This is a genomic window from Swaminathania salitolerans (genome assembly GCF_007988945.1).
Taxonomy (GTDB): Bacteria; Pseudomonadota; Alphaproteobacteria; order Acetobacterales; family Acetobacteraceae; genus Swaminathania; species Swaminathania salitolerans.
Genome location: NZ_BJVC01000005.1, coordinates 1 through 23,441 on the forward strand (window position 1 = coordinate 1; position 23,441 = coordinate 23,441).

Sequence of the window (23,441 nt, forward strand, 5' to 3'; positions counted from 1 at the left end):
CATATACATCCCCAGAAAACAGGGCCATACCGCGATCTTGCGGCTTGGCCCTTTCTCTTATTTCGCTCTTTTTCCGAGCACCGCCGCCACGACCGGAACCGCCGAGAATGCATTCGGCCAGCCCGCATAAAAGGCTGCCTGGGTAAGCACCTCCCCCGCCTGTTCGGCCGTCAGGCCGTTATCCATTGCCTTGTTGAGATGATACGGAATCTGGGCAGATTGCCCGTTGGCGACAAGCGCGCTCACCGTAACCAGGCTGCGGTCTCTCGGGGATAATCCGGGGCGCAACCAGAGATCGCGGAACAAGGGCATGGTGGTAAAACTCTCGAGCCCGGGTGCGACCGGGCCGACCGTTTTCGCCACAGCAGCCACACGCTGCGCTTCGCTTTCCTCGTTGATCGGGTTCAGGGGCGGCGAAGCGGGAGGCAGATGCGCCGGATCGACCCCGCGTCGGGCGAAAACCTCCCGGGTTGCCCGGATCGCGCCCATGGCGTTCGACCAACCCGCATAAAAAGCCAGATGGGTGATGATCTCCGAAATTTCCGCCGGTGTGACGCCGTGATCGAGGGCGATGTCGAGATAGGCAGGAAGATCGTCGGGCTGGTTGCGCGCGATCAGGATCGCGACGGTGACGATGCTTCTGTCCCGTGTCGAGAGCTGGGGGCGTTTCCACAGATCGTCGCGTACCGTCTGATCGGCATAACGCGCCAGAGCCGGCGAGACCGCGCGGATCGCGTCACTCTCCAGGGTCGATACCGGCATGGGGGAAGAGGGCATTTTTCGGTCTCCTTGAGCGTAAGCATTCCGGGGAGCGTAAGCATTCCCGGGAAGCCATCCCCCGGAAAGGACCAGCAGGATCAATCCCGGGATGAGCCGTCTCGTCGCAGCCCCGGAAGCGCCTCTCCTGCAACTGGGAGGGCGGATGATCGCGGTCATCAGCGTTTCCGATCCAGCTGGGCGATCGTAACGGGAATCGTGCCGGAACGATCGAGAGCGGCAATGTCGGACCGGATAGCACCGAGACGGATCAATCCGCACGCATGTCTGAAATCCTGCCGGAAAATCACCAGATTACCCCAGGGGGCGTAATAGGCGATATCGCCCCGGCGGGGAGAATATCCCGCAGGGGTCTCCTCGCTTTTCAGGGGATGCGGCAGATCGCTGACTTTCTCGATCGTGCCGTAATCGGTCAGACGCAATGCGAGAGGCAGCATGGCGGCAAAGTCACGCGCCGTCTCGTTGTCGTCGAGCGATGCCGTAAGGCGCTGTCCTTCGGCATTGATCTCCAGCGTCATGAAATCGACCTTCCGGGGAGATGGGTCACGGCGCGTTGCAGCCATGGCCCCGGAGAACATGGCCCCGGAGAACATGGCCCCGGAGAAAAGGCCGGAGCCGGTCAGCGCGATCACGCCGCCACCCCGAATGGCGGTCAGGACGGTCCGTCTGGCGAGCGTCCCTGCGCCAGGGATTTCGGGATCAGCCTGCATAATCCGCGTCTGAGACATGCTCGAGCCATTCCACGGCGCTTCCATCCAGACGTTCCTGAATGGCGGTATGGGTCATGGCGACATTCGGAGACGCGCCATGCCAGTGTTTTTCTCCCGGTGCGATCCAGACGACATCTCCGGGCCGGATTTCCCGAGCCGGTTGACCTTCCAGCTGCACCAGACCGAGACCGGCGGTCACGATCAGCGTCTGGCCGAGCGGATGGGTGTGCCATGCCGTGCGCGCGCCGGGCTCGAAGGTGACGCTTCCGCCCGAGACGCGTGCAGGATCCTCCGCGTTGAAGAGCGGATCGATCCGCACGGTTCCGGTGAACCATTCCGCCGGTCCCTTCATGGAGGGCTGAGAACCGATTTTGGTGATGTCCATCACTGATCTTCCGTCATGAGATTTGTCTGTGACGACCGGAGCCCCTGTCGGGGAGAGCCGGACGATCCGCTCAGTCTATCGGGATGAGCGTGCGGGATAAGACAAACGGCCTCGCATGAGCCTATGAAAAATCTGCATCAATACGGTGCAGGGAACTCTGACGCTTTCCTTCGCGCTTGAGAAACAGTTTCCTGCATGTCTGTCCCCGGAGTGACGCGATGACGATACTGATCGATCTATGGCTGGCTTTGTCCGTGATTGCGGTGCTCTGGATCGCTTCGGATTGCCGTGCACGTCCACAGCATATGCGTATCATGGATGTCACATGGCCGTTGACGGGTCTCTATTTCGGCCCCCTCGCACTCTGGTTCTATCATCGTCTCGGACGGGCGCCCGAAAAGAGCCATCAGCATCACCACCACCACCAGCATCATCAGCACGAGCACCATCATCACGGTCACGATCATGACCGGGGGCAGGCGGTCTCGGCGCGCTCCACCTTCGTGAGCACGACCCATTGCGGCGGCGGCTGCGCTCTGGGCGATCTGATCGGAGAGACGCTTGTCGGTCTGTTGTCCCTGACCCTGTTCGGCTCCGCGCTCGTTGCCGGATGGACCCTCGATTTCGTTCTCGCTTTCGGTCTGGGTATCGTCTTCCAGTATCTCTCGATCCGCCCGATGAATCCTGACATGCCGCCCGCTCAGGCGCTGCGCGAAGCGCTGAAAGCCGATACGTTTTCCATCGTTGCGTTCGAGATCGGCATGTTCGCCATCATGGGGCTGCGTGCGTTCGTGGCGCCCGGTCTCACGATCGGAGACGGTGCGTTCTGGTTGTGGATGCAAGGCGCCATGGTCGCAGGTTTCGCAACGAGTTTCCCGGCCAACTGGCTGCTCGTCAGGCTGGGGGTGAAACAGGCCATGTAAGCCACCGGGGGACGGCCTCCTCCCGGGATAAGATCATTTCCGAATGATTAAATAAAATCAATATGACCGTTCTGTCTCTCCGCGAGGCTGCGTAAGGAAACCGGATAACGGATTTTCTTCATGCAGGGAGCGTCCAGAACGGTTCTTCGTCTTTCCGGAATGGTTTCAGAACGGACATCCTGCCGGAGTCAGGCAGCGATACCCCCTGCCCGGAAAGTCCCGGCCGGAAATGGATGCTCCCTCCGAAAGGGGGCGGAACGATCGTGTCTGGTCTTGAGCAAAAGGAGCTGCTTCGGGTTTTTTCTTCCCGTCGGCATCAGGAACGCCTTTTCCCGAAGGCAGGGATTTTTCTGCGTCGCATCACGGCCCGGATCTGTCTTGTGGCGGTCGTGTCTCTCGCCGCAATTCCGTTTTCCCCGCTCAGGCAATGCCATGCACAGAGTGTTCCGGACTGGGTAAGGGAGGTGGAATCGTCGCGGCAGATCGTTCCTCTGAAAAACGAGACGCTGGCCCAGATGATCGGACTGACACCTCTTTATATCATGCACCCATTACCCCCCGAGGAAACACAGCATCTGCTGGGTGGCGGTTATGCCCGCATGACAAATGCCCTGCTGAAACGGGGAATCGATTTCCAGCTGGGTTACTGGTCCCAGTTTGCAGCCAATATCTCGGGTGGAACGGCAAAACATCAGGATTACGCCCATCAGATCGGATTGAATATCGGTTTCGATCTCGACAGGATCATGGGTGTTTCGAATACCAAGCTTTTCTTTTCGGGAACCGAGCGGGCCGGTCGCAATCTCGGTTACGATGCCTTGGGCGACAACACCTTCCGGCCTACGCAGATCTACGGTGGCGGTGGCAACGTCCTGTTTCACCTGATCTATTTCTACATCCAGAAAAGCTGGGCCGATGACAGGCTCCGCTGGATCATCGGGCGTTACGCTGTCGGGCCTGATTATAATTTCTCCATGCTGAATTGTACGTTCGGCGCCCTCGCGATCTGCGGTCAGCCGCGTGCCACCACATTTCTGCCGGGATATGTTTCATGGCCCAGCACGGCCTGGGGAACCAATGTGAAGGTCAGACCGACGCCGGATACCTATATCGTGCCGGGACTGTTCGTCTCCAATCCCAAACGGGGGGGAACCGCCGGTACGGCCTGGGGCGATGCGTCGGGTGTGACGCTGGTCGGTGAAATGGGATGGGAGCCGGAATTCGGGCCGCATGAGGATTCGGGCCACTACAAGATCGGCATTCTCTGGGACAGTTCGTCATATCGTTACAACAATGCCCGCAACACGCTCGATCTGGGCAGCCGCAAGGGTATTCTCATGACCTGGGCAGCCTTCGACCAGATGATCTGGCGTCATGGCTCGTACCAGACGGCGGGTCTGATCCTTCTCGGAGGATACACGCATGTGACTTCGGCAATCACCCAGATTTCGGATCAGGCCTATGTGGGGCTGATCGATTTCGGTGCCATCAAGTCACGGCCCTATGATGGCGTTGCTGTCGAATATTCGCAGGGACGTTACGGCGCCAATTTCGCGGCAGCCTATCAGCCCAGCTATTTTCAGGGGCCGCTTTATGCCCAGTCGCAGGGCAGACCGGTCATGGCGTCTCTCGAACGGATTTTCGAGGTGACCTATCGCATTCATGTCGCCAGGGGCGTCTATTTCTCGCCCGAGTATCAGCGCATATGGCGTCCCGGGGGAGGAGGCTATGTCAAGGATGCTTCTGTCTTCAGCTTCGACCTGCGTGTTTTCCTGTAGGGAGAGGAGAGCGGCGAAACAGACCGGTCCCCGTATTTCGTTTTCCGGGGGCTCGTATCCCGTGTTTCACTCTCCGTGTACGATGCCGTCATCGGTCACGACCAGCATGTGATCGCCGACCCATTCGGCGAGAAAGATATGGTCCGGATCGGGAAGACCCATTGCAGTCAGCATTGCGAGAAGCCAGGCTTCGTCCCGGTCGAGTATCCTGAGCTCTTCCTGGAGGATCTCGCCGCGATGCACCAGAAAGCGTGACGGTTTCTTCGCTTCATCCTGCATGATGACGCTGACATGGCCCGTCGTCTCGATCTGGGCGAAGGCGATCCTGTCGAAGCTGAAGATGTTCTGCATGCGCAGGGCGGTCGCGACATCCTTGATGTCGATCCGGCTCGCATTCTCCTCGAAATTCCCGATCAGGAAGCGTCCGTCCCGGATGATGGTGATCGGCTCGCCGATGGTACGCTTGCGCAGGCCGGGGATCTTGCGCGACAGGGCGTTGAAAAGCGCCATGAGCAGGATGCAGAGCACCAGAAGCGCGATGTAGTGAAGAATGGGCAGCTTGTCGTTGTAGAGAATACCCCCCACGACGCCGCCCAGAATGAAGTTTCCGACCAGATCGACCGAGGTCATCATGGCGATCTGGTTGCGCCCGGTGACATTCAGATAGGAGATGATCAGCGTAAAGCCGATCACGAGTTTCAGTATGACCCAGAGATAGAGGGTGATCACGCGAATCCGGTCCTTCAGGTTCTGTATCGTTCGAGCAGGGCATGGCGCGGGAAGAGGCGCGGCCCCCTCTTCATTGCGCCTGTGCGAAAACAGCGTCGGGACGAAAAGGTTTTTCCCGCCGCATCCCCGGCCAAGCGTCTGATTTCAAAAAACATCCTTTCCGTCTGTACCGCAGAGGGATGGAAGAGGGGGCATTTTCCTGCAACCAATATAGTTGTTCTTGTTTTGTTCGTATGATACGGCCCGAACCGGAAGGAGGCTCCAGTCATGAAGAACGGGACAGAGATGGCCCGGCTGCGCGACAGCGTGGCACGGATCGAACAGCGTTATCGAAAGAGTTTTGCAGCGCTCTATCTGGAAACGGGGCTTCCATGCGTGGATGAGGCGCTCAGGGGCGGATTGCGCCGCGGGGTCGTGCATGAATTTCTGGGGGCGGGGTACGATCGCGTGCTCTGTGCCAGACCGACGCATTTCATCGCGCGTGTTCTGGCGCGGGCAACGGGGCCGGTCATCTGGATCGTTCCTGCGGCTTCGGGGCAGGGGACACTGACCCTGGCCGGTCTGGAGACCGCCGGTCTGGCCTCCGAACGTCTGCTCTGTGTCGAGGCGGAGCCCGCGCGTCTGGTGGGCACCATGGAAGACGTGCTGCGCACCCCCGGCGTCACGGCCGTGGTGGCCGATCTGACCGGGCCTCTTTCCCTGACCGCCTCGCGCCGCTTGCATCTGGCGGCCGAGCACGCCGCTGCAACCGGATTCCTGCTGCATCGGCATGATCGCCCGCTTTCGCCCAATGCGTGCTGGACACGCTGGCGTGTCGGCGCTGCGCCTTCCGGTCCCGTCATTCTGGGGCGTCGCGCCCTGCTCCCTTTTGCCGAAGCCTTTTCCCTGTCCCTGCTGCGTCGTCGCGGGGGTGAGGCCCTGTCCTGGAGGATCGGTACAGATCATGCCGCGCCGTCTGCTCTCCCTCTGGCTGCCGCACTGGCACACGACACTCTGGCACAAGGTGCATCCTCACAGCGATCCGGGCTTGCCACTGGCGCTGTATGGGCGTGACGGCCAGAGCCGCAGGATCGTGGCGGTCAATCGGGCCGCTCGGGCGTACGGGGTGCAAAAAGGGCAGTTTCTCGCCATGGCGCGCAGCCTTGTGCCCGATCTGGTCACACATCCCGAAACGCCCGGACGCGATGCGCGCAGCTTGCAGAAACTGGCCGAATGGTGCCGGTGCTTTTCGCCGCTCGTGGCGGCCGATCCGCCGGACGGGCTCTGGATCGACAGCACCGGCTGCGCCCATCTCTTCGGCGGTGAGGCCTCCATGCTCGAGACCGTAAGGGCCCGTCTGGCCGAGCGCGGCCATGAGATCCGGGCGGCCCTGGCCGATACGGCCGGAGCCGCCCATGCTCTGGCGCGTCATGGCGACCGGGAACTCACATGCGTTCCACCCGGAAAAACCGGACAGGCTCTGGCGGATCTGCCCGTTGCTGCCCTGCGTCTGGCGCCGGATATACGGACAGGGCTCGGCCTCATGGGGATCACCCGTGTGGCGGATCTGTGTGCCGTACCGCGCGCCTCGCTCGCACGGCGTTTCGGCATGGCGCCTCTGTCCCGGCTCGATCAGGCGCTCGGTCGGGAAAAGGAGGCGCTGTGCTTCGATCGGCCCGTTGCAGCACTGCATGCGAGACGTGTCTTGCTGGAGCCGATCGGCACGGCCGAAAGCCTGCTCCATGTGGTGGGGGTTCTGTGCGATGATATCGCGTCCCGGTTGCAGAAAGCCGGGCAGGGGGCACGCAGGCTCGATCTGCTTTGTCAGCGCGTGGACGATGCCACCCAGGCCATTCGCGTGGGAACCTCGGAGCCGGTCAATGATCCGGTGCGTCTGTGTCGTCTGCTTCAGGAGCGTATCGAGACGATCGATCCGGGCTTCGGTATCGAGGCGATGAGCCTGCATGTCGATCACGCAGAACCTCGCCAGCCCGTAACCGGAACCTCCGGCCTTACGCCTTCCGGTCTCGTTTCTTCCGACCCGGCCTCTTCCGGCCTCGCCCCTGCCTCCCCTGCGGCGCCCGAAGCGCCCCGCATGCCGGCCATGCTGGTCGAGCTGGCGGAGCGTCTGCGCAACAGACCGGGATTGCGGGGGATCTATCATCTGGCGGCAACCGACAGCCCTTTTCCGGAACAGGCCCAGAAGCCGGCGGACAGACCGGCGCGTCGTGCGGCCGGGCCCTGCGCTTCCCGCTTCCGTTCGCCGGGGAGCGATGACACTGCCGGTGACGGTTTTCCTCGCCTCTGGCCGCGTCCCGTGCGGCTTTTTGCGGCACCATGTGCCATTGCGCCGCCCGTTCTGGCCGAGGATGACAGCCCGAGGCGTTTCGTCTGGCAGGGGCAGATGCTGCGCATTCGCGGGGCGAACGGGCCGGAGCGATTGCATGGCGCCTGGTGGCAGCATCCTGCACAGGCCGGTGCCATACGCGATTACTGGATCGTGGAAACGGAAGCGGGCGACCGGTTCTGGCTCTTTCGTCGTGGAGACGGACAGAACGCCTGGTCGGGCGATGGCGCCTGGTTCGTCCACGGGTTATTCTGATGGCACGGGATTCCTCTTCTCCCCTGTCGGTCATGCGCCCCGCCGAACCGCGGGAAATCGCCGAGGCCCTGACCCATGCGCTGCGTTTCGACGGCCGTCGCCGTGTGCATGATGCCGACGAACTCATGGCGACTCTCGTGGCAGAGCGGCTGGTGGCGCATCTGGCGCGCTGCGGTTTCGTGCTCATGAAGCGCGCCGATACGGTGCCCCACGACACGAGCGGGCATCATCATCCCCATGATTCGCCAGGAGGGCAGGGGGCATGACGACCCCGCTTCAGGTCACCTCCTATTATTCCTTCCTGCGTGGCGTCAGTGCTCCGCACGACCTGTTTTCCGTCGCCCATGCGCAGGGACACAAGGCACTGGCCCTGACCGACCGTCATTCCGTGGCGGGCATGGTGCGGGCGCATGATGCGGCGCGACAAAGCGGTTTGCGGCTTCTGCCCGGCTGTCGGCTCGATCTGCTCGATGGATCGACGCTTCTGGTCTATCCGGTCGACCGGACGGGATGGGGCGCACTTTGCCGCCTGCTGACGCTCGGGCACCGCCGGGGCGCACGCGCGCTCTTTTCTCTTGGCTGGGACGATCTGCTTCAGGGTGCGCGGAACCTGATTCTGGTGCTGCTGCCCGATCGGCCGGATATGCAGGCACAGCAGCAATTTCGTCATCTTGCCCGGATCGGCGCTGCTCTCGGTCAGCCTGTCTATTGCGGGCTGGCGCATCGCAATGCGCCGGGCGATCTGCTGCGGTTGCGGGATCTGGAGATACTGGCGTCTTCCTGTGGCGTGGCCAGTGTCGTGACGGGGGACGTGCTCTATCACGAGGCGCGCTGTCATGTGTTGCAGGATGTCGTGACCGCCATTCGCGAGAACTGCACGCTGGAGACCCTGGGCGACCGGCGCGAAAATCACGGTGACAGGGCACTCAGGACGCCCGGTGCCGTGGCGCAGCTCTACGAGGCTTTTCCCGAGGCGCTGGCGCGTGTGGCCGAGATCGAGGCGCAGTGTCGCTTTTCGATGGAGGATCTCTGTTATCAATATCCGCAGGAGACCGACCGGCCGGACGAGACCCCGCAGCAGACCCTGACCCGTCTCGTGCGCGATGCCCTGCCGCGGCGTTATCCGGCCGGCGCGAGCGAGGCGGTGAGAAAACAGATCGCCCATGAGCTCGCGCTCATAGACTCACTCGACTACGCTCCCTATTTCCTGACCGTCCACAGCATCGTGCATCAGGCACGCGCGCTCGATATCGTCTGTCAGGGGCGTGGTTCGGCTGCCAATTCCGCCATCTGCTATGTGCTGGGCATCACGGCCATCGACCCCGTGCGTTCGGGGCTCCTGTTCGAGCGGTTCATTTCCGCGGAGCGTCGCGAGCCGCCCGATATCGATGTCGATTTCGAAAGCGACCGGCGCGAGGAAATCATCCAGTGGATCTATCGCCGCTATGGCCGCAGCCATTCGGCGCTTTGCGCCACGCTCATGCGCTATCGTCCCAAGGGCGCCCTGCGTGAGACAGGCAAGGTTCTGGGTCTGAGCGAGGATCTTCTGGGTCTGCTCTCGAAATATCTCGCATCGTCTCTGGGAGACCCCGAACAGCTCAGAACGCGTGCGGCGGAGCTGAACCTCAATCTGTCGGACAGGCGTCTGGCCCTGACCCTGCGTGTGGCCGCCGAGCTCGTGGGCATACCGCGTCAGCTCGGTACGCATCCGGGAGGTTTCGTGCTGACGCGCGACAGGCTGGACGAACTCGTGCCCGTTCAGCCTGCCGCCATGGAGGACCGCCAGATCATCGTCTGGGACAAGGACGATATCGACAGTCTCAGATTCATGAAGGTCGACGTGCTGGGTCTTGGCATGCTGGGCTGTCTGCGTCGCGGTTTCGAATTGCTGGCCGCGCATCGTATCCGTCAGCTCGACATGGCGTCGGTGCCGCCCGAGGATCCCGCCACCTATGCCATGATCCGTCGCGCCGATACGCTGGGCACGTTCCAGATCGAGAGCCGCGCCCAGATGTCCATGTTGCCGCGTCTCAGGCCCAGGACCTTCTACGATCTGGTCATTCAGGTGGCGATCGTGCGTCCCGGCCCCATCCAGGGCGACATGGTGCATCCCTATCTGCGCCGTCGTGACGGTCTCGAGCGACCGGATTACCCCAGGCCGGAACTCGAACGGATTCTCGGCAAGACGCTGGGCGTACCGCTGTTTCAGGAACAGGCCATGCAGGTGGCCATTGCCTGTGCCGGGTTTACGCCCGGCGAGGCGGACCAGCTGCGCCGTTCCATGGCGACCTTCAAGTTCACCGGTGGGGTGTCGCATTTCCGCACGAAGCTGATCGAGGGGATGGTCGCCAATCATTACGACCGAGACTTCGCCGAGCGTACGTTCCGTCAGCTCGAGGGGTTCGGATCCTATGGCTTTCCCGAAAGCCATGCCGCCAGTTTCGCGCTTGTGGCCTATGTCTCGAATTATCTGAAATGCCATCATCCCGATGTCTTCTGTGCGGCCCTGCTCAACTCGCAGCCTATGGGTTTTTACGCGCCCGCCCAGGTGGTGCGCGATGCGCGCGAGCACGGCGTGACCGTACATGCCATAGATATCAATGCCTCGCGTTGGGACTGCGCGCTCGAGCCGGATCGGGACAAGCCGACACTGGCCGTTCGTCTGGGGTTCCGTTTCGTGAAGGGCCTCTCGAACGCGCATGCGGCGAAACTGATCGCCAATCGCTTTCCAGCCTATGAATCGCTCGACGATGTCTGGCGGCGCGCGGATATTCCCGTTTCGGCTCTCGAGGCGCTGGCGGCTGCCGATGTCTTTCGCAGCCTCGACCTCGATCGTCGGGCCGCGCTCTGGGCCATCAAGGGGCTGGCCGATACGGTCCTGCCGCTTTTTGCCGCTGCCGATCGCAGGCTCAACAGACCCGGACCCGAAACGATCGAACCCGGTTATACGCCCCGCCCCATGAGCGAAGGGCGCGAAGTGGTGGAAGACTACAACACGCTCGGCCTGACCCTGCGTCAGCACCCGATGGCGTTTCTGCGTCCCCGGTTTTCAGCGCGCGGCATGGTGACCTGCGCCGATCTGCGCCGGTTGCGCGACGGGAGTCGCGTGGTGGTGCCGGGTCTGGTGCTCATGCGACAGCGTCCCGGCACGGCCCATGGCGTGATGTTCATGACGCTGGAGGACGAAACCGGAACGGCCAATATCATCATCTGGAAAGATCGCGCCGAAGCCCAGCGCCGTATCGTGATCGGCGTCAATGCCGTGGCCTGTCACGGTATTCTCCAGCGTGAAGGAGAGGTCATTCACGTGGTGATGCAGCGTCTGGAGGATCTGACACCTCTGATGCGCGATATCGCCATGTCCGAGGCAGAAGAAGGGTCGGTATCGCCACGGTTGAAGGCGAGGGATTTTCATTGAGATAAAATATTGTTCTCTCTATCTTGCGAAGAAGCGGAAGAATATTCCGGTTATTCTGTCTGTTCCGGAGACAGGTTTGCGGCGGAGGTCGGGATAATGGCTTATGATCCGGCTGTTTTGCAGAGAATACTGACGATTCCGGAGCTGGCGGAATTCGATCTGTCCTTCAGATCGATGTTCGGCGGGATCATGGGCTATGCGGGCGGCAAGGTCTTTGCCTCCCTCTCCGATATCGGCCTCGCCCTGAAGATGAGCGGCAAGGACCGCGAGGCCCTTCTGGCGCTCCCCGGAGCGTGCGCCTTGCGTTACGAGCCGGAAAGCGCTCCGAGCAAGACCTATGTCGTCGTGCCGGAGGCGCTGCATACGCGCCCCGATGCGTTGAAAATCTGGGTGGCGCGCTCGATTGCCGGTCTTCCTGCGCGCAAACCGCGTCGATAGGGGCCATCCGCAGGCGAGAGGCGGTTTCATCCTCTCGACATCTGCATCCGGGATTATTCATGCCCTGCGCTGGTTGTAGACATCCACGCAGACGGCACCCAGCAGCACCAGCCCTTTGAGCACCTGCTGGTAGTCGATGCCGATACCCAGGATCGACATGCCGTTATTCATGAGCCCCATGATCATGGCGCCGATCACGGCCCCGCCAACCCGGCCCACACCGCCATAGGCAGAGGCCCCGCCGATGAAGCATGCGGCAATCACATCCAGTTCGAAACCGAGCCCGGCTTTCGGGGTGGCCGTGTTCAGCCGTGCTGCGAAAATCAGTCCGCCAAGCGCCGCGAGCACGCCCATATTCACGAAGGTCAGGAAGGTGAGGCGCTCGGTGCGTATGCCCGACAGCGCCGCTGCGCGTACATTGCCGCCCACTGCATAGATCTGTCGTCCCAGCGTGGTGCGGCTGGTCACGAAGCTGTACAGCGCGATCAGTACGGCCATGATGATCAGCACATTGGGCAGGCCGCGATAGCCGGAGATCAGGGTTGCGAGATAGACGATGATGCCGAAGACAGCGACATTCTTGCCGATGAAGAGCGGCATGGGCTCGACATCGATCTCGTTGCGCTGATAGCGCGCACGGGCGCGCACCGCACCGACCACCATCGCCGCAGCAACGATGACGCCGAGAATGAGCGAGCTCGGGTTGTAATGACCGATTTTTGGCAGGAATTCGGGGATGAAGCCGGAGGAGAGCTTCTGGAATACGGTCGAGAACGGCCCGAGAGACTGCCCGCCCAGCAGGGCCAGAGCCAGCCCCTTGAAAACCAGCATGCCCGCCAGGGTCACGATGAAGGAGGGGATTCTGAAATAGGCGATCCAGTAACCCTGTGCCGCACCGATCAGCGCGCCCGTGGCAAGGCAGGTCAGCGTCGTCACCACCACATTGCAGTGCCACTGCACCATCAGCACAGCGGCTACGGCACCGGTGAACCCGGCGACGGATCCGACCGACAGATCGATATGACCCGAGACGATCACCAGCAACATACCGAGCGCCATGATGACGATATAGCTGTTCTGGAGCACCAGATTGGTCAGGTTCAGCGGACGCAGCAGCGTGCCGTTGGTCATGATCTCGAAAAACAGACCGATCGCGACCAGCGAGATGAACATTCCGTATTCGCGCAGATTGTTGCGGATGAACCGCCCCATAGCGCTATTGCCCAGCGTGTGGCCGCCCGGCGCCCCACCGGCTGGGCCGGTGTCGCCAGCAGAAGAGAGCGGATCGCCGGGGAGGAGGATATGGTCGCTCATGATCATGATGCTCCCGCAGCAAGTGAGGACACAGCGAGACTGGCTGTTTCGCTCGGGATGGTGGAAATGGGCATGGAGTCGGACGTGCTGCGCACGATGGCGCGCATGATCTTTTCCTGACTGGCCTCCTCGCGGGTGAACGCGCCCACGAAACGCCCTTCATTCATCACGCAGATACGGTCGCAGATACCGAGCAGTTCGGGCATTTCGGATGAGATGACCACGCAGCCCCGACCGCTATCGGCCATTTGCTGGATCAGCGCATAGATCTCGTATTTGGCCCCCACATCGATTCCGCGCGTGGGTTCGTCCAGAATGAGCACGTCGGGATTGGTGAACAGCCATTTGGACAGCACCACTTTCTGCTGGTTGCCGCCCGAAAGCCTGCCCGCCATCTGCTGCACATCCGGCGAGCGTATGCGCATCCTGTTGCGGTAATCCTGCGCGATACGCAGCTCGGCGATCTCGTCGATCACGCCATGACGGGCAATGCCGCGCAGTTCGGCCAGGGAGATGTTGTGGCGGATCTCGTTGCCCAGATGCAGCCCGAGTTCCTTGCGATCCTCGGTGACATAGGCGAGTCCCGCCGCAATGGCGCGGCTGACGGTAGAGACATCCACCGCCTTGCCGCGCATGATGACGTCGCCCGATATACGCGTGCCGAAGGAGCGCCCGAACAGGCTCATGGCAAATTCCGTGCGCCCTGCACCCATGAGGCCGGCAATACCCACGATCTCGCCCGCGCGAACGTGGAAATCGACATTGCGTATCACCTGACGGTCGGGGTGGAGGGGGTGCCAGGCCGACCAGCCACGCACTTCCATCAGCATTTCACCGATAAGCGGCGTATGCGGTGGGTAGCGATGCTCCAGATCGCGATTGACCATCAGGCGGATGATCTCGTCTTCATCCGCAGGGCCGTTGCGGCAATCGATCGTGCCGACACTGCGCCCGTCGCGCAGCACGGTGATACGATCAGCCACGCGTGAGATCTCGTTCAGCTTGTGCGAGATGAGAATGGACGACAGCCCCTCGGCCTTGAAGGCAAGAAGCAGGTCGAGCAGGGCTGCGCTGTCGCGCTCGTTCAGACTGGCCGTCGGTTCGTCCAGAATGAGCAGACGCACCTTTTTCGAGAGTGCCTTGGCGATTTCCACGAGCTGCTGCTTGGCGACGCCCAGATGGGTCACCAGTGTCTCGGGGGCCTCCGTCAGCCCGACCTGACGCATCAGATCCCGCGCCCGCACCCGCGCAGCGTCGCGGTCGATCACGCCGAAACGCCCCGGCGGATGGGTGATGAAGATATTCTCCTGCACCGAAAGCAGCGGGATGAGCGCCAGCTCCTGATGGATGATGATGATGCCGAGCGCCTCGGAGCCGTTGAGATCGGCAAAACGGCGCTCTTCGCCATCGAACACGATCTGCCCGTCATAGCTCCCGGCGGGGTAGACCCCGCTCAGGATTTTCATCAGGGTCGATTTGCCCGCGCCATTCTCGCCGCAAAGCGCATGAATCTCGCCGGGCTCGACCGAGAAACTGACATCGCTCAGAGCTTTTACGGGTCCGAAACGTTTTGCGATGTTCCGCATTTCCAGAATGGTGCTCATGGCGCTACTCGATCTGGCTTGCGGTGTAATAACCGCTATCGATCAGGACCGGGCGTATATTGGCCTTTGTCACCACGACGGGGGTGAGCAGATAGGCAGGCACCAGCTTGACGCCGTTATCGTAGCTCTTCGTGTCGTTCACCGGCACGGTTTTCCCCGCCAGCATGGCATCCACCATATCGGCAGTCACACCGGCCAGCTTGCGCGTATCCTTGAAGATCGAGGAATACTGATCGCCCGCAAGAATGGATTTGACGGAAGGGATCTCGCAATCCTGTCCGCTGACATAGGCCATCTTCGTATCGCCACTGCCATAGCCCACCCCCTTGAGCGAAGAGATGATGCCAATGGAGATGCCGTCATAGGGCGAGAGCACGGCGTCGAGATGACGGTCGGTGTAATAGGCACTCAGCAGATTATCCATGCGCGATTGCGCGGTGGCGCCGTCCCAGCGCAGGGTCGAGACCTTGTCCATGGTCTTCTGGCCCGAGGGGATGACCAGCTTGCCGCTATCGAGATAGGGCTTGAGCACGGACATGGCACCGTTGAAGAAGAAATAGGCGTTGTTATCGTCCGGCGAGCCGCCGAAAATCTCGATATTGAACGGTCCCCCGGCATCGGGCAGACCGAGCGCCCTGATCAGGGAACTTGCCTGAAGCACGCCGACCTGGAAATTGTCGAAAGTCGCATAAGTGCTGACATCGGGAGAATTGCGGATGAGACGGTCATAGGCGATGACCCTGACCCCGCGCTGCGCAGCCTTGTGCAGCGTATCGGAGAGGGTCGTGCCGTCGATGGCAGCGATCACGAGCACCTTGTCGCCTTTGGCAACCATGTTCTCGATCTGCGAAACCTGATTGGGCACGTCGTCATCGGCATATTGCAGGTCGGTCCGGTAGCCGCGCGATTGCAGGGTCCTGACGATATTGTTGCCATCCGCAATCCAGCGCGCGGAGGATTTGGTGGGCATGGCGATGCCGATCGTGGGTTTGTCGGCGGCCTGGCTGGGGGCTGCGCATGAAAGCGCGATCAGCGCGGAGGAGAGAAGGATTGTGCCATTGAGGCCTGTGCGCGTTCTGCTCATGATGGGCGATATCCGATTGATGGGATGCGGTCAGAACCGGTTCTGTCGGAAAATGATATGAAGGCGATACGAGGTCCGTTCCGGTCCTGGGGGGCATGGCCGGGACAGACGATCGGGGGCAGGTAAGCCAAGGCCGGCGCGCCGGGTTCTTCGATCCGGGTCATCGGCGCTCTGCGTCTCGCTGAAGCAGGGATCTCCATCGGGGTGTGTCACGGCGGCGGTTTCCCCTCCCGGAGCGGAAACCTGCCTCGTAACATTTCATGATATAAACATATCATTACGATGTTATAAATAACGAAATGATATGTTCCCGATCTTGTGATCGTCATCCGGCTCCGGATAACCGTCCGGCGCACCTGCAGGGATCGACGCCGAGAGGGGGAAAGCCGGGAACCGGCTGATCGTGCAGTCGATCATGCGGTCGATCTACGGTGTGCTTAGCGCCGATCGTTCGGTGTGCTTTGCACTGGCACGCCCCGAGCTGCTAGACAGGGGCAGACGGTGCCCCGCAAGGGGTGAAAAGGGAAGCGGGTTCGTGCCTTCGGGCATCAGTCCCGCGCTGCCCCCGCAACTGTATGGAAGAGAGCGCCCTTCCCGCGATCCCACTGGAGCGATGCTCCGGGAAGGGGGGAGGGGCTTCGGGAAACCGCTTTTCCGAGCCAGGAGACCTGCCGTCATCGTTCTGATTTCACCGTCCGGCGGGGTGCCCGGAAGGTGACGGTCCGCATTCAGGCGATGCGGCGGGTCGGCCCGGGCCGACAATCATCCCTGCGCCCCTTTGCCCGGAGACGGGAAAAGGTCTGGAATCCGCCATGTCCGAACCCGACGAAACTGCTCCCGGCTCCTCCGTGTCCGGCATCCCTGCGCCGGCCGGTCCCGTCATCCATGTCTGCACCACCTGTCGTGCAGGCGGCGAGGATCTGCACGGGACCCTCGCCCGCCTTGCCGAGGGGTCGGAGGTGACCGTCGAGGGCGTGCGCTGTCTGGCCGCATGCGGGCAGGGATGCACGGCAAGTCTCTCCATGCCGGGAAAATGGTCCTGGCTGCTCGGGCATCTCGCACCGGAAACGGCCAGCGATCTTCTGGTCTATGCCAGGGCCTATGCAGCCTCTACCTCAGGAACGGTCATGCCGTCACGCCGCCCTGAAAGCCTGCGTGACGTGGTTCTGGGTCGTATGCCATCCTTTCCGGCGCCGTTGCGGGCCGGGTCATCCTGAAAGCGTTCCATGAGCAAGATCCCTGTCACGATCATCACCGGTTTTCTCGGAGCCGGAAAGACCACCTTGCTGCGTCATCTTCTCGAAAGATCGGCGGGGCGTCGCATCGCCATCGTGGTGAATGAATTCGGCTCGCTCGGAATCGACGGCGAGACGCTGCGGGGCTGCGCCATTCCGAACTGTCCGGAAGAGGATATCGTCGAGCTGACCAATGGCTGTCTCTGCTGTACCGTTGCCGATGATTTCATACCGACGATGGAAGCCCTGCTCGACCGGTCCGATCCGCCCGAGCATATCGTGATCGAGACCTCGGGTCTGGCATTGCCCAAGCCGCTGCTCAAGGCCTTCGGATGGCCCGGCATACGGACGCGGATGACGGTGGACGGGGTGATCACGGTCGTCGATGCGCCTGCCGTCGCCGAAGGCCGTTTCGCCGACGATCCCGAGGCGGTCGCAAGGCAGCGCGAAGCGGATGACGCGCTCGATCACGACAATCCGCTCGAGGAGGTCTATGAGGACCAGCTCGATTCGGCGGATCTCGTCATCCTGAACAAGACGGACCTGCTCGACGAGGCGGCACTTTCCGCCGTGGAGACGGCACTGGCCCGCCGCCCGCGCCGTGTGCGTACGATCAGGGCGAGCGAGGGGCGTGTGGATCCCGCGGTGCTGCTCGGCCTCTCCGCTGCGGCGGAGGACGATCTGGCCGCCCGCCCGTCGCATCACGACGGTGCCGGGGATCATGAGCATGACGATTTCGCCAGCTTCGTCATGGAGCTTCCCGAGCAGGAAAGCACGGAAGCGTTTCTTTCGCGTCTCGACCGCGTCGTTCGCGATCACGACGTGCTGCGCATGAAAGGATATGTGCCCGTGGCAGGCAAGGCGCTGCGGCTCGGCGTTCAGGCTGTGGGAGGACGGATGCGTCATGCGTTCGAATCCGGCCCGCGTGGCGAAAGCGGGCGGCTCGTCGTGATCGGATTGCGCGGTCTCGACCCCCTTCTTGTGCAGCGCAGCTTCGGATCCGTCTGATCCATGCATCTTCTGGTCCGGGAAACGCACGATCTCGAACGACAGGACATCGCTGAGGATCTCGCTCACGATCCTGCCGATCTCGTCCTGCTCTCCTTCTCCGAAAGCGATCTTCTCGGAATGGAGGACGTGCACGGACCGGGGGACCCCAGCCTGAGAGTGGCGACTCTCGCCCGTCTCGGTCATCCGATGTCGGTCGATCTCTATCTGGACCGGACCGTCTCGCAGGCGCGCTGCGTGGTCGTGCGCCTGCTGGGCGGAACCGAATACTGGCGGTACGGCGTCGAGGAATTGCGGGCCCTCTGCCGTGAGCGGGATATCAGGCTGGTCTTCGTGACCGGGGAAGCGCATCCGGATACGGCGCTGCAGAAGCTCTCCAATGTGGACGAAGCCCGTTGGACGCGACTGGATGCGCTGTTCCGCGAGGGAGGCGCGCGGAACCTGCGTTGTGCGCTGTCCCTGATGACCGCGCTCGCCGGATTGGGGGAGGATGCCGGACAGACGGTCGAACGCCTTCCCGAATGCGGCCTCTATCGCCGCCTCGTCCAGCGTCCCGACGGGGCAGATCCTGCACAGGCGCGTCGGGCCCTGATCGTGTTCTATCGCGCCCATCTCCTTGCCGCCGATCTTGCAGGGATCGATGCGCTGGCCGAGGCATTGTACGCGGGCGGGTTCTCGGTCGATCTGCTCTATGTGCCCTCGCTTCGGGCGTCTTCAGCGCGCGCGTTCCTGCGGGGCTGGCTGCAGGAGAGCCCTCCCGACATCGTCCTGAACGCCACGTTCTTCGCGTCGGGCGGAGAGGCGGGAGAGGGCTGCGTGCTCGAGACCGCAGGGGTGACGATCCTGCAGCTGCTCCAGCCCGGCACGACGCGTCCGGCCTGGGAAAACGCCATGCGCGGTCTCTCCCAGTCGGATCTGGCGATGCAGATCGTCCTGCCCGAACGCGATGGAAGGCTCGCCTCCGCTCCGGTCTCGTTCCGCGGCGAGGCGGCGCCCGGCCTGCCCGCCCGCCGCGAGCCCTGGATGCCGGGCATAGCGCAGATCGTCGCTCGTGCGCAGGGATGGGTGACGCTCGCCGCCAGGACACGGCAGGCGCGACGTCTGGCGCTGGTCGTGTCGGATTATCCGGGCGCCGAGGGGCAGGCGGCCCATGCGGTCGGGCTCGATGCATTGGCGAGCGTGACGGCCATAGCGTCTCTCCTGGCCGATAACGGATATGCGGTGTCCGTGCCGGAAGCCGCGACCCTGCCCGAGCGTCTGTGCCGGGCGACCCCCGGGACGATCCTTTCGGCGGCCGCCTATCGCGCCGCTTTCTCGACATTGCCCGAGGCGTTCCGGAACCGGGTGGTTGCCGCCTGGGGGGAACCCGTGGACCCGGTGGCCGTGCGCGTGCTCGAATGCGGCTCCATGCTCGTTGCCGTGCAGCCCGGCCGCGGAACGCACGCGCAGCGCAAGGCCCGGTATCACGATCCCGATCTGCCGCCCTGTCACGATTATATCGGTTTCTATCTGTGGCTCGGATCGGTCCGGCATATCGATGCCATGATCCATCTCGGCACGCATGGAACGCTCGAATGGCTTCCGGGCAAGGCCGTGGCCCTGTCGCCAGACTGCGCCCCAGCCGTTCTGTCCGGCGGTCTGCCCGTCATCTATCCCTTCATCGTGAACAATCCCGGAGAGGCAGCGTCGGCCAAGCGGCGCCTCGGGGCCGTGACGCTCGGTCACATGACGCCGCCCGTCCAGCGGGCCGGTCTCGCACCGGAAATGACCGAGCTGGAGCGCCTGATCGACGAATATGCCGAAGCCGACGGGCTCGATCGCAAGCGCGGCGGGCTGTTGCGCCGGCAGATTCTCGATCGCGCTGCCGATCTCGGCATCCTTGCCGAAAGCGGTGCGGCGTTGCCCGACGGGGACGAAGCAGAGGCGCTCGCACGTCTGGATGCCTATCTTTGCGACGTCAAGGATCTCCAGATCAGGGACGGGCTTCATGTTTTCGGACGGACCCCTCCCCGACAGGAGGCGCTCATCGAGGCGATCGCCGACTCTTCCGCAGTGGAAAAGGCTCTTGTGGCCAGCCGGCTTGCAGCCTGTCCCGCAAGCGAGGCGCGCGGACTGCTCGACGCCCTCGACGGGCGTTTCGTCCCCTCCGGACCATCGGGAGCGCCGACTCGCGGACGTCTGGACGTGCTGCCGACGGGGCGGAACCTGACGACGATCGACCCGCGCACGCTCCCGACCCGGTCGGCACTGCTTCTCGCGCACAAGACTGCGGATCTCCTGCTGACGCGCCATCTGCAGGAAGAGGGCGACGCGCTGCGTCATCTCGTGCTCGATCTCTGGGGGAGCGCGACGATGCGTACGGGCGGGGAGGAGATCGCACTCGCCTTTCTGCTCATGGGGGTGCAACCGCACTGGGATGCGACCAGCGGGCGGATCAGCGGGTTCGAGATCGTCCCCCTCGCGGTGCTGGACCGGCCTCGCGTTGCGGTAACGTTGCGTATTTCCGGCCTGTTTCGCGACGCCTTTCCCGGGCTTGTCGCGTTGTTCGACCAGGCCTGCTGCGCCGTGGGGCAGCGGGACGAGGCCGCTTCATGGAATCCGCTCGTGAGCGAACCCGGGGCGGCGCGCGTTTTCGGCGCTGCCCCGGGCACTTACGGAACCGGCCTCGAGGAAAGCCTCGCATCCGGCGCATGGCGCGACAGGACCGGTCTGGGCGCGCTCTATCTCGCCGGGTCGGAATGGAGCTATGGCGGCGGGCGTGACGGGCAGAGCGATCGCGCCGGTTTCGAGGCGCAGCTGGCCCGGGCGGATGTGCTCTTGCATATCCAGGATCATGCCGAGACCGATCTGCTCGACGGGGTGGATACGGCAGCCCATGAAGGAGGGCTCGCAGCAGCGGCGGCCAGCCTGGGAAATGCACCCCGGCTCTGGCATGGCGATACGAGCCGGGCGGGCAGTCCGGTTCTGCGTCCGGTGGCACAGGAAGTGGCCCGGATCGTACGCGGAAGGCTGAGCAATACGCGCTGGATCGAGGGGATGAAGCGTCACGGATATCGCGGTGCGGCAGAGATCGCCCGTGGCATCGCAGCTCTGGCGGCCTATGCGGCGACGCTGCCGGAGCGTCTCGATCCTCAGATCGATCTCGCCTTTTCTGCAACGCTTGCAGACGAGTCCTGTCTGGCCTTCCTTGCCCGGCACAACCCCGAGGCACTCGCCGACATGCGCGCGCGATTCCGCGATCTCATGCAGCGCGGTCTGTGGCATCCGCGCAGCAACGATGCGGCTTTCCTGCTCGATTCATGCGCGAGCCAGCCTGAAGGGACGCCCGGATCGGCACCGCCGTGAGCAAACCGGAACTGCCCTCTGCCGAATCCCTCCCGCACGAAGCCCTTATGGAGGAGGTCTCGACAGGAATGACGGACACCGCCGCGACGCGCGGCATGAAAGGACGGAACATGACAGGTCTGCGCTCTTGACCCGGGTTCTCATGGTGGCTGCGCCGCGTTCCGGCTCGGGCAAGACCACTTTGACCCTTGCCCTGCTCAGTGCCTTCCGTCGCCGGGGGCTCGTCGTGCGGGCGCTCAAGACCGGGCCGGATTATATCGATCCGGCCTTTCATGAAGCCGCGACCGGACAGGCCTGCGGCAATCTCGACAGCTGGGCGATGTCGCCCGATGCCCTGCGGACCCGGCTGCTTCAGGCCCGGCTGGCACAGGCCGGGCGCCATGCCGATCTCCTGATCGTGGAATCGTCCATGGGTCTGTTCGACGGGCTGACCGGACCGGAAGGCGCGCGCGGCGCAGCTGCCGATATCGCGGCCCGTTTCGGTATTCCGGTGCTTCTCGTGCTCGATGTGCGCGGGCAGGGGCAAAGCGTCGGCGCCGTGGCCGAGGGCATGGCGCGCTGGTCGGACCGCGTGGCGGTGCGCGCCGTCGTGCTCAACCATGTGGGGTCGGCGCGTCACGAGGCCCTGTGTCGCGATGCCTTGCGTCTGCCCTGTCTCGGCGCTTTCCGGCGCGACGCGGCAATCGCCCTTCCGGAGCGTCATCTCGGTCTGGTTCAGGCCCGGGAGCGCGGCGATCTGCCCGGTTTCTTCTCGCTCCTGGCAGACAAGGCAGAAAAGGAGCTCGATCTCGACGCGATCCTTGCCGAAGCGGCAGAACTCCCGGCAGAACTCCCGGCGGAACCCCGGAGACCGGAAAACCGGCGGCAAGGAGAAAGAGCGCAGGAAAACGGGTTCGTCCCCCCTCCGGGTCAGCGCATCGCCCTGGCCGATGACGCCGCCTTTTCCTTTCTCTACGCACATCTCGCGCAGGACTGGCGCGCTGCGGGCGCCGAGATCCTGCCTTTTTCGCCTCTGGCCGATGAGGGGCCCGATGAACGGGCCGATTGCTGCTGGCTGCCCGGCGGTTACCCCGAGATCCATGCAGGGCGTCTCGCCGGGGCGGAGCGTTTTCGCGACGGTATGAGAGCCTTCGCGCAGACACGGCCGGTCCATGGAGAATGCGGTGGATACATGGTGCTCGGCGCGAGCCTGGAGGATGCCTCCGGCACGACCCATGCCATGCTCGGCCTGCTTTCGCATGGCACGTCTTTCGCCCGCCGCAAGATGGCGCTGGGATATCGCGAGGCTCATCTGCTGAACGATACGCTCCTCGGTCCGGCAGGACGGGTGCTGCGCGGTCACGAGTTTCATTATGCCCGCGTCGTCGATCCCGGGCAGGATGCGCCGTTCGCGACCCTGTTCGACGGGGAAGGGAGCCCCCTCGGCCCGGCTGGCGGACAAAGGGCCCGTGTGTCGGGCACGTTTTTCCATATGCTGGCGCACCGGTCGTGACATCCGGTTTCTCGATGCTGCTTGTGCGTCATCCGCCGGTCGTCACCGGGCCGGAATGCTGTTACGGGCGGCTCGATGTGCCTCTCGCTCCGGGCTGGGAGCGCTGTCTGTCCCGCTGGACGGGGGAGGGGCCGATCTTCGCATCGCCTGCCTCGCGTTGCAGGCTCCCGGCTGCGCGTCTCGGGGCGGAGGAGGGGCGCGCCGTTTCGGTCGATCCGCGTCTGGCGGAGCTGGATTTCGGATGCTGGGAGGGAAAACGCTGGGAGGAGGTGCCGCGAGAGGCACTCGATACCTGGGCTGGCGCCCCCCTGACCTATCGCCCCGGTGGCGGAGAAGCCGTCCGGACGCTCATCGAACGGGTCACGGCGTTCTGGGAGGAGCGTCTGGCCCATCGACAATCCTGTCGGGTCGTAACCCATGGCGGTCCGTTGCGCGTCCTGCTCGCGCTGGCGGAGAAACGCGCCTTCCGGATGAGCGATCGGGCCCCGGCACAGGGCGATGGCCGTCTGTTGTATTTTTTCAACAACGATCGTGGTATGAATATCGAGACGCTTGCGCTCCGTTGACAAACTGAAACGGAAGAAACAGGAATGACGCAATCCTGAATCACAAGTTAGGTT

19 protein-coding genes and 1 riboswitch are annotated in these 23,441 nt (G+C 63.1%); of the genes, 12 read left to right on the forward strand and 7 right to left on the reverse strand.

What is annotated here, in order from left to right; translation table 11 throughout:
* Nucleotides 1-57: 57 nt before the first annotated feature.
* From SSA02_RS10075 to SSA02_RS10085, 3 genes are all read right to left on the reverse strand, one after another.
* Entirely contained in the window at nucleotides 58-777 is a 720-nt protein-coding gene (locus tag SSA02_RS10075; RefSeq protein ID WP_147093964.1) for a carboxymuconolactone decarboxylase family protein, read from the reverse strand.
* Between the two features lie 158 nt (nucleotides 778-935).
* Nucleotides 936-1,505, reverse strand: a complete 570-nt coding sequence (locus SSA02_RS12825) for a cyclophilin-like fold protein (protein WP_222591074.1) — start codon at nucleotides 1,503-1,505, stop codon at nucleotides 936-938.
* Nucleotides 1,477-1,872 carry a (R)-mandelonitrile lyase gene (locus tag SSA02_RS10085; protein ID WP_147093965.1) on the reverse strand — a complete coding sequence of 132 codons (396 nt, stop codon included), beginning with the start codon at nucleotides 1,870-1,872 and terminating at the stop codon, nucleotides 1,477-1,479. Before SSA02_RS10085 ends, SSA02_RS12825 begins: the two co-directional genes overlap by 29 nt.
* Before the next feature lie 218 nt (nucleotides 1,873-2,090).
* On the opposite strand from SSA02_RS10085, the gene SSA02_RS10090 reads away from it, so the two are divergent.
* Entirely contained in the window at nucleotides 2,091-2,795 is a 705-nt protein-coding gene (locus tag SSA02_RS10090; RefSeq protein WP_147093966.1) for a DUF4396 domain-containing protein, read from the forward strand.
* Between the two features lie 380 nt (nucleotides 2,796-3,175).
* The gene (locus SSA02_RS10095; protein ID WP_186807762.1) at nucleotides 3,176-4,573 is read left to right on the forward strand and encodes a carbohydrate porin; all 1,398 of its coding nucleotides are present in this window, start codon (nucleotides 3,176-3,178) and stop codon (nucleotides 4,571-4,573) included.
* Nucleotides 4,574-4,639: 66 nt separating this feature from the next.
* On the opposite strand, the gene SSA02_RS10100 is transcribed toward SSA02_RS10095, so the two are convergent.
* On the reverse strand, nucleotides 4,640-5,302 hold the full coding sequence (locus SSA02_RS10100; RefSeq protein WP_147093968.1) for a DUF421 domain-containing protein: 663 nt from the start codon (nucleotides 5,300-5,302) through the stop codon (nucleotides 4,640-4,642).
* A 267-nt stretch (nucleotides 5,303-5,569) separates the two neighbouring features.
* Between SSA02_RS10100 and SSA02_RS10105 the strand changes: the two genes are divergently transcribed.
* From SSA02_RS10105 to SSA02_RS10125, 5 genes are all read left to right on the forward strand, one after another.
* A complete protein-coding gene (locus SSA02_RS10105; RefSeq protein ID WP_147093969.1) occupies nucleotides 5,570-6,355 on the forward strand; it encodes an ImuA family protein in 786 nt (261 codons plus the stop codon).
* A complete protein-coding gene (locus tag SSA02_RS10110) occupies nucleotides 6,246-7,883 on the forward strand; it encodes a DUF6504 family protein (protein WP_147093970.1) in 1,638 nt (545 codons plus the stop codon). Before SSA02_RS10105 ends, SSA02_RS10110 begins: the two co-directional genes overlap by 110 nt.
* Nucleotides 7,883-8,149, forward strand: coding sequence for a hypothetical protein (locus SSA02_RS10115; RefSeq protein ID WP_147093971.1), 267 nt, complete (start codon nucleotides 7,883-7,885; stop codon nucleotides 8,147-8,149). Before SSA02_RS10110 ends, SSA02_RS10115 begins: the two co-directional genes overlap by 1 nt.
* Nucleotides 8,146-11,301 carry an error-prone DNA polymerase gene (locus SSA02_RS10120; protein ID WP_147093972.1) on the forward strand — a complete coding sequence of 1,052 codons (3,156 nt, stop codon included), beginning with the start codon at nucleotides 8,146-8,148 and terminating at the stop codon, nucleotides 11,299-11,301. Before SSA02_RS10115 ends, SSA02_RS10120 begins: the two co-directional genes overlap by 4 nt.
* 96 nt (nucleotides 11,302-11,397) lie before the next feature.
* Nucleotides 11,398-11,739: a TfoX/Sxy family protein gene (locus tag SSA02_RS10125; protein ID WP_147093973.1), complete on the forward strand. Its 342-nt coding sequence runs from the start codon at nucleotides 11,398-11,400 to the stop codon at nucleotides 11,737-11,739.
* A gap of 57 nt (nucleotides 11,740-11,796) precedes the next feature.
* Here SSA02_RS10125 and mmsB read toward each other — a convergent pair whose 3' ends face one another.
* The 3 genes from mmsB to chvE are packed head-to-tail and all read right to left on the reverse strand — an operon-like array spanning nucleotide 11,797 to nucleotide 15,741.
* A complete protein-coding gene (gene mmsB, locus SSA02_RS10130) occupies nucleotides 11,797-13,053 on the reverse strand; it encodes a multiple monosaccharide ABC transporter permease (RefSeq protein WP_222591075.1) in 1,257 nt (418 codons plus the stop codon).
* A 2-nt stretch (nucleotides 13,054-13,055) separates the two neighbouring features.
* Nucleotides 13,056-14,657, reverse strand: a complete 1,602-nt coding sequence (gene mmsA, locus SSA02_RS10135; RefSeq protein ID WP_147093974.1) for a multiple monosaccharide ABC transporter ATP-binding protein — start codon at nucleotides 14,655-14,657, stop codon at nucleotides 13,056-13,058.
* Nucleotides 14,658-14,661: 4 nt separating this feature from the next.
* On the reverse strand, nucleotides 14,662-15,741 hold the full coding sequence (chvE, locus tag SSA02_RS10140) for a multiple monosaccharide ABC transporter substrate-binding protein (RefSeq protein ID WP_147093975.1): 1,080 nt from the start codon (nucleotides 15,739-15,741) through the stop codon (nucleotides 14,662-14,664).
* A gap of 484 nt (nucleotides 15,742-16,225) precedes the next feature.
* Nucleotides 16,226-16,431: riboswitch (cobalamin riboswitch) on the forward strand.
* Between the two features lie 122 nt (nucleotides 16,432-16,553).
* On the opposite strand from chvE, the gene SSA02_RS10145 reads away from it, so the two are divergent.
* From SSA02_RS10145 to SSA02_RS10165, 5 genes are all read left to right on the forward strand, one after another.
* Nucleotides 16,554-16,958 (forward strand): DUF1636 family protein, encoded by a 405-nt coding sequence (locus SSA02_RS10145; protein WP_147093976.1) that lies wholly within the window; start codon nucleotides 16,554-16,556, stop codon nucleotides 16,956-16,958.
* Between the two features lie 9 nt (nucleotides 16,959-16,967).
* Entirely contained in the window at nucleotides 16,968-17,984 is a 1,017-nt protein-coding gene (cobW, locus tag SSA02_RS10150; RefSeq protein WP_147093977.1) for a cobalamin biosynthesis protein CobW, read from the forward strand.
* Between the two features lie 3 nt (nucleotides 17,985-17,987).
* On the forward strand, nucleotides 17,988-21,329 hold the full coding sequence (gene cobN, locus SSA02_RS10155; RefSeq protein ID WP_147093978.1) for a cobaltochelatase subunit CobN: 3,342 nt from the start codon (nucleotides 17,988-17,990) through the stop codon (nucleotides 21,327-21,329).
* Between the two features lie 142 nt (nucleotides 21,330-21,471).
* A complete protein-coding gene (locus tag SSA02_RS10160; RefSeq protein WP_147094142.1) occupies nucleotides 21,472-22,821 on the forward strand; it encodes a cobyrinate a,c-diamide synthase in 1,350 nt (449 codons plus the stop codon).
* Nucleotides 22,818-23,387 carry a histidine phosphatase family protein gene (locus tag SSA02_RS10165; protein WP_147093979.1) on the forward strand — a complete coding sequence of 190 codons (570 nt, stop codon included), beginning with the start codon at nucleotides 22,818-22,820 and terminating at the stop codon, nucleotides 23,385-23,387. Before SSA02_RS10160 ends, SSA02_RS10165 begins: the two co-directional genes overlap by 4 nt.
* Nucleotides 23,388-23,441: the final 54 nt, after the last annotated feature.

What these genes read in the sequence shown, in the direction of transcription:
- chvE (WP_147093975.1), bottom strand. Translation starts at nt 15,741, where the DNA reads ATGAGCAGAACGCGCACAGGCCTCAATGGCACAATCCTTCTCTCCTCC.
- SSA02_RS10120 (WP_147093972.1), top strand. Translation starts at nt 8,146, where the DNA reads ATGACGACCCCGCTTCAGGTCACCTCCTATTATTCCTTCCTGCGTGGC.
- SSA02_RS10105 (WP_147093969.1), top strand. Translation starts at nt 5,570, where the DNA reads ATGAAGAACGGGACAGAGATGGCCCGGCTGCGCGACAGCGTGGCACGG.
- SSA02_RS10145 (WP_147093976.1), top strand. Translation starts at nt 16,554, where the DNA reads ATGTCCGAACCCGACGAAACTGCTCCCGGCTCCTCCGTGTCCGGCATC.
- SSA02_RS10085 (WP_147093965.1), bottom strand. Translation starts at nt 1,872, where the DNA reads ATGGACATCACCAAAATCGGTTCTCAGCCCTCCATGAAGGGACCGGCG.
- SSA02_RS10125 (WP_147093973.1), top strand. Translation starts at nt 11,398, where the DNA reads ATGGCTTATGATCCGGCTGTTTTGCAGAGAATACTGACGATTCCGGAG.
- SSA02_RS12825 (WP_222591074.1), bottom strand. Translation starts at nt 1,505, where the DNA reads ATGTCTCAGACGCGGATTATGCAGGCTGATCCCGAAATCCCTGGCGCA.
- SSA02_RS10090 (WP_147093966.1), top strand. Translation starts at nt 2,091, where the DNA reads ATGACGATACTGATCGATCTATGGCTGGCTTTGTCCGTGATTGCGGTG.
- mmsA (WP_147093974.1), bottom strand. Translation starts at nt 14,657, where the DNA reads ATGAGCACCATTCTGGAAATGCGGAACATCGCAAAACGTTTCGGACCC.
- mmsB (WP_222591075.1), bottom strand. Translation starts at nt 13,053, where the DNA reads ATGAGCGACCATATCCTCCTCCCCGGCGATCCGCTCTCTTCTGCTGGC.
- cobW (WP_147093977.1), top strand. Translation starts at nt 16,968, where the DNA reads ATGAGCAAGATCCCTGTCACGATCATCACCGGTTTTCTCGGAGCCGGA.
- cobN (WP_147093978.1), top strand. Translation starts at nt 17,988, where the DNA reads ATGCATCTTCTGGTCCGGGAAACGCACGATCTCGAACGACAGGACATC.
- SSA02_RS10110 (WP_147093970.1), top strand. Translation starts at nt 6,246, where the DNA reads ATGCCGCGCCGTCTGCTCTCCCTCTGGCTGCCGCACTGGCACACGACA.
- SSA02_RS10160 (WP_147094142.1), top strand. Translation starts at nt 21,472, where the DNA reads ATGGTGGCTGCGCCGCGTTCCGGCTCGGGCAAGACCACTTTGACCCTT.
- SSA02_RS10075 (WP_147093964.1), bottom strand. Translation starts at nt 777, where the DNA reads ATGCCCTCTTCCCCCATGCCGGTATCGACCCTGGAGAGTGACGCGATC.
- SSA02_RS10115 (WP_147093971.1), top strand. Translation starts at nt 7,883, where the DNA reads ATGGCACGGGATTCCTCTTCTCCCCTGTCGGTCATGCGCCCCGCCGAA.